Genomic DNA, 7,313 nt, shown 5'->3' on the forward strand with positions numbered 1-7,313 from the left:
CCCCCCCCCCCCCCACAAAAGGCGTCCAGTGTTTGGATGGGCGTGCAGTGGTTTCAGCCCCCCTCAATCCCCCCGCCAATAATAGACAGAGTTTTACATTGAGCCAGACGGGGTGCATGAGTATAATGGCGCGCTTCCATTTTCCCGCTCGGGAGCCCCCGCGATGCTGCGTATCAGCCAAGAAGCTCTGACCTTCGACGACATTCTCCTAGTGCCCGGTTATTCCGAGGTATTGCCTAACGAAGTCAGTCTCAAAACCCGTCTCACCCGTGGCATCGAACTGAATATCCCGCTGGTTTCCGCCGCCATGGACACCGTGACCGAAGCCCGTCTGGCCATTGCCATGGCCCAGGAAGGCGGTATCGGTATCATCCACAAGAACATGACCATCGAACAGCAGGCCGCCGAAGTGCGCAAGGTCAAGCGGTTCGAGGCTGGCGTGGTCAAGGATCCGATCACCATCGAGGCTGACGCCACGGTCCGGGATCTTTTCGAACTGACCCGCATGCACAACATCTCCGGCGTTCCGGTGCTGCACGATGGCGACCTGGTCGGCATCGTCACCTCCCGTGACGTGCGTTTCGAGAATCGCCTGGACGCCAGCGTTCGCCAGGTGATGACGCCGAAAGAGCGTCTGGTCACGGTCAAGGAAGGCACCAGCAAGGACGAAGTCCGCGAATTGCTGCACAAGCACCGCATCGAGCGCGTGCTGATCGTCGACGACAAGTTCGCCCTCAAAGGCATGATGACCGTCAACGACATCGAAAAAGCCAAGGCCTATCCGCTGGCGAGCAAGGACGACCAGGGTCGTCTGCGCGTTGGCGCGGCGGTCGGCACCGGCAAGGACACCGGCGATCGCGTCGCCGCCCTGGTCAATGCCGGCGTTGACGTGGTGGTGGTCGACACTGCCCACGGCCACTCCAAAGGCGTGATCGATCGCGTTCGCTGGGTCAAGCAGAACTTCCCTGACGTGCAGGTGATCGGCGGCAACATCGCCACCGGCGAAGCCGCCAAGGCCCTGGCCGAAGCTGGCGCCGACGCGGTCAAGGTCGGTATCGGCCCAGGCTCGATCTGCACCACCCGCATCGTCGCCGGTGTCGGCGTGCCGCAGATCAGCGCCATCGCCAACGTCGCCGCCGCCCTTGAAGGCACCGGCGTGCCGTTGATCGCCGACGGTGGTATCCGCTTCTCCGGTGACCTGTCCAAGGCCATCGTCGCCGGTGCCTACTGCGTGATGATGGGTTCGATGTTCGCCGGTACCGAAGAGGCGCCGGGCGAGATCGAACTGTTCCAGGGCCGTAGCTACAAGGCCTATCGCGGCATGGGTTCGCTGGGCGCCATGTCCCAGGCCCAGGGCTCTTCCGACCGTTACTTCCAGGACTCCTCCGCGGGTGCCGAGAAGCTGGTGCCGGAAGGCATTGAAGGCCGTGTGCCGTACAAGGGCACCCTGAGCGCGATCATCCATCAGCTGATGGGCGGCCTGCGTTCTTCCATGGGCTACACCGGCAGCGCGGACATCGAAGAGATGCGCACCAAGCCGGAATTCGTGCGCATCACCGGCGCCGGCATGGCCGAGTCCCATGTCCACGACGTACAGATCACCAAGGAAGCGCCGAACTACCGCGTAGGTTAAGGCTTCAGCAAAACGTTAATCACCGGGGCTGTTCATTCAGCCCCGAGTTGTTTCTGATTCACTACATGAGAATGAGTCATGGCCCTCGACATTCACGCTCACCGCATCCTGATCCTCGACTTCGGTTCCCAGTACACCCAGCTGATCGCCCGCCGCGTGCGTGAGATTGGCGTGTACTGCGAGCTGCATCCGTTCGACATGGATGAAGAAGCGATTCGCGAGTTCGCTCCCAAAGGCGTCATCCTCGCCGGCGGCCCCGAGTCCGTGCACGAAGCCGACAGCCCGCGCTGCCCGCAAGCGGTGTTCGACCTCGGCGTACCGGTCTTCGGCATTTGCTACGGCATGCAGACCATGGCGGAGCAGCTGGGCGGCAAGGTCGAAGGTTCCGACCTGCGTGAGTTCGGTTATGCCCGCGTCGACGTGGTTGGCAAGAGCCGCCTGCTGGACGGTATCGAAGACCACATCGACGCCGACGGCCTGTTCGGTCTCGACGTGTGGATGAGCCACGGTGACAAGGTCACCAAGATGCCGGAAGACTTCCACATCCTCGCCAGCACCCCGAGCTGCCCGATCGCCGGCATGTTCAACGACGATCGCCGTTACTACGGCGTGCAGTTCCACCCGGAAGTGACCCACACCAAGCAGGGCGGCCGTATCCTGTCGCGCTTCATCCTCGACATCTGCGAGTGCGAAGCCCTGTGGACGCCTTCCAAGATCGCTGAGGATGCCATCGCCCAGGTTCGCGCCCAGGTCGGCACCGACAACGTATTGCTCGGCCTGTCCGGCGGTGTCGATTCCTCGGTGGTTGCCGCGCTGCTGCACAAGGCTATCGGCGACCAGCTCACCTGCGTCTTCGTCGACAACGGCCTGCTGCGTCTGCACGAAGGCGAGCAAGTGATGGCCATGTTCGCCGAGAACATGGGCGTCAAGGTGATCCGCGCCAACGCCGAAGAGCAGTTCCTGAACAACCTGGCCGGCGAGTCCGACCCGGAGAAGAAGCGCAAGATCATCGGCCGCACCTTCATCGACGTGTTCGATGCCGAATCCTGCAAGCTGGACAACATCAAGTACCTGGCCCAGGGCACCATCTACCCTGACGTGATCGAGTCGGCCGGCGCCAAGAGCGGCAAGGCCCACGTGATCAAGTCCCACCACAACGTCGGTGGCCTGCCGGAAGAGATGAACCTGAAACTGGTCGAGCCGCTGCGCGAACTGTTCAAGGACGAAGTGCGTCGCCTCGGCCTGGAACTGGGCCTGCCCTACGACATGGTCTACCGCCACCCGTTTCCCGGCCCGGGCCTGGGCGTGCGGATCCTCGGCGAAGTGAAGAAGGAATACGCCGACCTGCTGCGTCGCGCCGACCACATCTTCATCGAAGAACTGCGCAAGGCCGACTGGTACCACAAGGTCAGCCAGGCATTCGTGGTATTCCAGCCGGTGAAATCGGTCGGCGTGGTCGGCGATGGCCGTCGCTACGCCTGGGTCGTGGCCCTGCGCGCCGTGGAAACCATCGACTTCATGACCGCGCGCTGGGCGCACCTGCCGTATGAATTGCTGGAAACCGTTTCCGGCCGGATCATCAATGAAATCGAAGGTATTTCCCGGGTGACGTACGACGTGTCGAGCAAGCCGCCGGCGACGATTGAGTGGGAATGATGGGCGTCCGGCACTGACCGGCACCCTGTAGCGAGAAACATCCAGAAGCCCGCTTGATTGCGGGCTTTTGGCGTTTGGGGGCTGGCCGTCTTAACCGTTCGCTGACAAGATCAGGCGCACACCATTCATTCTGTATTCCTCAACTTTTCTTGTGCAAGTATCAACGCTTTTTCGGCATTCAATCGACCATACCCGTAAAACTGGCTGTGCCCCTTTCGATCATATTTTCCACGCTTGCCATCTGTCGGGTGAGTGATTTTATCTGCGGTTTTGGCAAGGATGTCGCGTACCTCGTGCCAACTTAATGCAGGGTTGACTGACAGTACCAGGGCGGCGACGCCGGCTGCCCCAGGGCATGCGCTGGACGTTCCACCAAATGCATTTGTATAGTTTCCCCATGCATCCCCGGAGTGGATAGAGGCTTTGTTGTCGCCAGCATTGCCGAGCAGATCAGTCGTCCAGATGCCACGGGTAAGAGGTTGGCTGCCTCTGGGTTTGAAGTTGGGGTCGGGATGCCAGATATCACTACTCGGGAACGCACACCAGAGCGCTTTGCCAAAGTCACTGTATGCGCTACGCCGGTTATGATCGTTACACGCTGCGACGGCAATCACATTGCGGTAGCTTGCATAACCGTCATTATCAACGCTCTCATTACCGTTGCCCGCAGCAAAAAATACCGGGCAGCCCTTGCCGTTCCTGCCCATTTTGACCGCGTAGTCGATGGCTAGCCGCGTACTGGCGGGTAAAGGAAAAACCTGGTCATGCCGGGGGTCGGATGGAACTGTCCATTCGCCGTCGCCTGGTCCCCAACTACAGGAAATGATATCCGCGCCGTTACTAGCGGCCCAGATAAAAGCATGAGCTTCTTTGATGGATCCTAGTGGGGCATACAGGCGAATCGGCATCAGCCTCGCCTTGGGGGCCACTCCGCTGGCGCCGTAGTTCCCATTTGCACAGGCGACCCCGGCCGCAGCGGTACCATGGGATTCGCGGGGTGTTCTCGGCCGAGGGTCGTCACTCGATTTGTAACCACCGATATTTTTGGGCGCGACAATCTTGTCTACGCCACTGAATTCTGGATGATCAATGTCGAAGCCATCATCAATAATAGCGATGGTGATCCCCTCGCCCTCGCTTAATCGATGGGCCGCTTCAACGTTAGCGCTGGCATCCACTTCAGTTTCATAAGTTACAGTGGTTTTTTTCAGATGCCATTGATTGCGGTGAATCGCGCGATTGCGACGCTGGCGCAATATCTCTGGATGACAGTACTGAACCTCTTCGCGATTCAATAAGTTCATCGCCATTTGAAAAATATGCGTACCACTGCCCTCGTTTGCTTTTACAAAGTAAGCGTTCGGTGCGTAGTCCAAAGCTTCCTTGACGACCAGTTGGCTAGCGGCAATGATTTCCAGGCATTCTGTTGTATCGAGTGATTCAATGAACTGGATAAAGATATTTTCACTGTAGATGACGGGTTCGTCGGTCGTTGGATCAACCAGTACAGTGCCCGCGAAGCGCACATCCGGTAACATGCGCAGGGTTTGCTTTCGGGAGGACAAAGAATCGCGGCCTGCCGGGATCCTGTACACTTCGAGCCCGGCGTTTGGAAACTCCATTACACATTCACAATCGTTCGTGCAGTCGATCGAATGTTCGGACTGCATCGTTGTGCCTATCGGTTTTTTCGAGTGAGTCCGTACTGCAATCATGTCCTCACTTTTTTTCAAGTAAAAAGAGGCTTCATCTTTCCTGTTGAATTTAATTTCTTCCATGGGTGTTTCCTGTTGTTCAACTTGCTGGGGGTTAGATCATCCTTCGGTTTTTCTCTGGCTAAAAGTCAGGAACTGTGGCGTGGTGTTTCCCTGTACGTTCATTAATAACAGAGTGACCGGACCTGTTGGACGGCATGTGAGTAGCGACCAATCGACGCGCCGCCCTTACCGTTTCTCATCTGCGGGTGTATCGTATTCGCCTTTTGCGGACCCATCGGTCCGTTGCAGATGCGGAGGTAGTCGCGTTCATGTCTTTCACCCGTCGCCAAATTCTCGGTGGCCTGGCCGGTCTTGTTGTCGTTGGCGTGGGGGCGGGAGGCGCGTCGCGGTATTGGTTGGGCAAGATGGCCGATGCCGAGGCCGGTCACGATTACGAGTTGATCGCCGCACCGCTGGATGTCGAGCTGGTGGCCGGGCACAAGACCCAGGCCTGGGCCTTTGGTCCGTCGGCGCCGGGGACCGAATTGCGGGTGCGCCAGGGCGAGTGGTTGCGGGTGCGTTTCATCAACCATTTGCCGGTCGCGACGACCATTCATTGGCACGGCATCCGCCTGCCGCTGGAGATGGACGGCGTGCCATATGTCTCGCAGTTGCCGGTATTGCCAGGCGAGTACTTTGATTACAAATTCCGCGTGCCGGATGCCGGCAGTTATTGGTATCACCCGCACGTCAACAGCAGCGAGGAGCTCGGACGCGGGCTGGTGGGGCCGTTGATCATCGAAGAGCGTGAGCCTACCGGCTTCAAATACGAGCAGACGTTGAGCCTCAAGAGTTGGCATGTGGATGAGCAGGGCGAGTTCGTCGCGTTCAGCATCCCTCGCGAGGCGGCGCGTGGCGGCACCGCCGGGCGGCTGTCGACGATCAACGGCGTGCCCCAGGCGGTGATTGATTTGCCGGCCGGGCAGATTACCCGGGTGCGTTTGCTCAACCTCGACAACACGCTGACTTACCGCATCAATATCCCCGGCGTCGAGGCGCAGATCTATGCGCTCGACGGCAATCCCGTCGCGCCGCGCCCGTTGGGCAAGGAGTACTGGCTGGGCCCGGGTATGCGCATCTGCCTGGCGATCAAGGCGCCGCCGGCCGGTGAAGAGTTGTCGTTGCGCAATGGCCCGGTGCGCCTGGGGACTCTGCGTTCGGTGTCCAACAATGACGCACCGACCCAGTGGCCGCCGGCGCTGCCGGCTAACCCGGTGGCCGAGCCGGACCTGGCCAATGCGCAGAAACTCAACTTCAATTTCGAATGGGTCGGTTCGGTCTCGGTCAATGTCGACAATGGCAAGCCGCCGAGCCTGTGGCAAATCAATGGCAAGGCCTGGGATATCACCGACAAGACCTGCGCTGATCGACCGATTGCCACGCTGAAGAAAGGCCAGAGCTATATTTTCGAATTGAAGAACATGACCCAGTACCAACACCCGATCCATTTGCATGGCATGAGCTTCAAGGTGATTGCGTCGAACCGGCACAAGGTCATTCCGTATTTCACCGACACCTACCTGCTGGGCAAGAACGAGCGGGCGCAGGTGGCGCTGGTGGCGGATAACCCCGGTGTGTGGATGTTCCACTGCCATGTGATTGATCACATGGAAACCGGTCTGATGGCCGCCATCGAGGTGGCGTGATGCGCCAGATTCGCCCCGCCAGGATCGTCGACCGCAGCCGTGACCAGGATTTCATGCGTGAAGCCCTGGCCCTCGCCGCCCAAGGCGCCACGCTGGGCGAAGTGCCGGTGGGCGCGGTGCTGGTGCAGGACGGTGAGATCATCGGGCGTGGCTTCAACTGCCCGATCAGTGGCCATGATCCCAGCGCGCATGCCGAGATGGTCGCCATCCGCGCCGCTGCCCAGGCGGTGAGCAACTATCGCCTGCCTGGCAGCACGCTGTATGTGACGCTGGAACCGTGCAGCATGTGCGCCGGCCTCATCGTCCACTCACGCATCGCCCGGGTCGTCTACGGGGCGCTGGAACCCAAGGCCGGGATCGTGCAGAGCCAGGACCAGTTTTTCACCCAGGGCTTTCTGAACCATCGGGTGATGTTCGAGGGCGGGGTGTTGGCGGAGGAGTGCAGCGCGGTGTTGAGTGAATTCTTCAAGGCCAGGCGAGCCAGATCCCAAGATTGAGCACACAACCCTGTGGCGAGGGAGCTTGCTCCCGCTCGGCTGCGCAGCAGTCGTAAAACCTGCTGACCGGTTATTCCAGGTGCATCGTGTTGACGGGTTTGGGGCTGCTGCGCAGCCCAGCGGG

The 7,313-nt window shown here is 59.9% G+C and carries 5 protein-coding genes; 4 read left to right on the top strand and 1 reads right to left on the bottom strand.

Annotated elements, in window-relative coordinates; translation table 11 throughout:
• Window positions 1-163: 163 nt before the first annotated feature.
• Together guaB and guaA are read left to right on the top strand one after the other, a co-directional pair.
• A complete protein-coding gene (gene guaB, locus ACE04F_RS07220; RefSeq protein WP_305499015.1) occupies window positions 164-1,633 on the top strand; it encodes an IMP dehydrogenase in 1,470 nt (489 codons plus the stop codon).
• A gap of 78 nt (window positions 1,634-1,711) precedes the next feature.
• Window positions 1,712-3,289 (top strand): glutamine-hydrolyzing GMP synthase, encoded by a 1,578-nt coding sequence (gene guaA, locus ACE04F_RS07225; protein WP_305499016.1) that lies wholly within the window; start codon window positions 1,712-1,714, stop codon window positions 3,287-3,289.
• A gap of 125 nt (window positions 3,290-3,414) precedes the next feature.
• Here the strand turns inward: guaA and ACE04F_RS07230 are convergent, their stop codons facing one another.
• Entirely contained in the window at window positions 3,415-5,067 is a 1,653-nt protein-coding gene (locus tag ACE04F_RS07230) for a S8 family peptidase (RefSeq protein WP_486105598.1), read from the bottom strand.
• A gap of 248 nt (window positions 5,068-5,315) precedes the next feature.
• Between ACE04F_RS07230 and ACE04F_RS07235 the strand changes: the two genes are divergently transcribed.
• A complete protein-coding gene (locus ACE04F_RS07235; RefSeq protein ID WP_486105599.1) occupies window positions 5,316-6,692 on the top strand; it encodes a multicopper oxidase family protein in 1,377 nt (458 codons plus the stop codon).
• On the top strand, window positions 6,692-7,189 hold the full coding sequence (gene tadA, locus ACE04F_RS07240) for a tRNA adenosine(34) deaminase TadA (RefSeq protein ID WP_486105600.1): 498 nt from the start codon (window positions 6,692-6,694) through the stop codon (window positions 7,187-7,189). The genes ACE04F_RS07235 and tadA overlap by 1 nt, the downstream gene beginning before the upstream one ends.
• Window positions 7,190-7,313: the final 124 nt, after the last annotated feature.

The organism is Pseudomonas sp. AGC41 (assembly GCF_057334555.1).

Coding starts and splice junctions, on each gene's coding strand:
- guaB (WP_305499015.1), top strand. CDS start 164: ATGCTGCGTATCAGCCAAGAAGCTCTGACCTTCGACGACATTCTCCTA.
- guaA (WP_305499016.1), top strand. CDS start 1,712: ATGGCCCTCGACATTCACGCTCACCGCATCCTGATCCTCGACTTCGGT.
- ACE04F_RS07230 (WP_486105598.1), bottom strand. CDS start 5,067: ATGGAAGAAATTAAATTCAACAGGAAAGATGAAGCCTCTTTTTACTTG.
- ACE04F_RS07235 (WP_486105599.1), top strand. CDS start 5,316: ATGTCTTTCACCCGTCGCCAAATTCTCGGTGGCCTGGCCGGTCTTGTT.
- tadA (WP_486105600.1), top strand. CDS start 6,692: ATGCGCCAGATTCGCCCCGCCAGGATCGTCGACCGCAGCCGTGACCAG.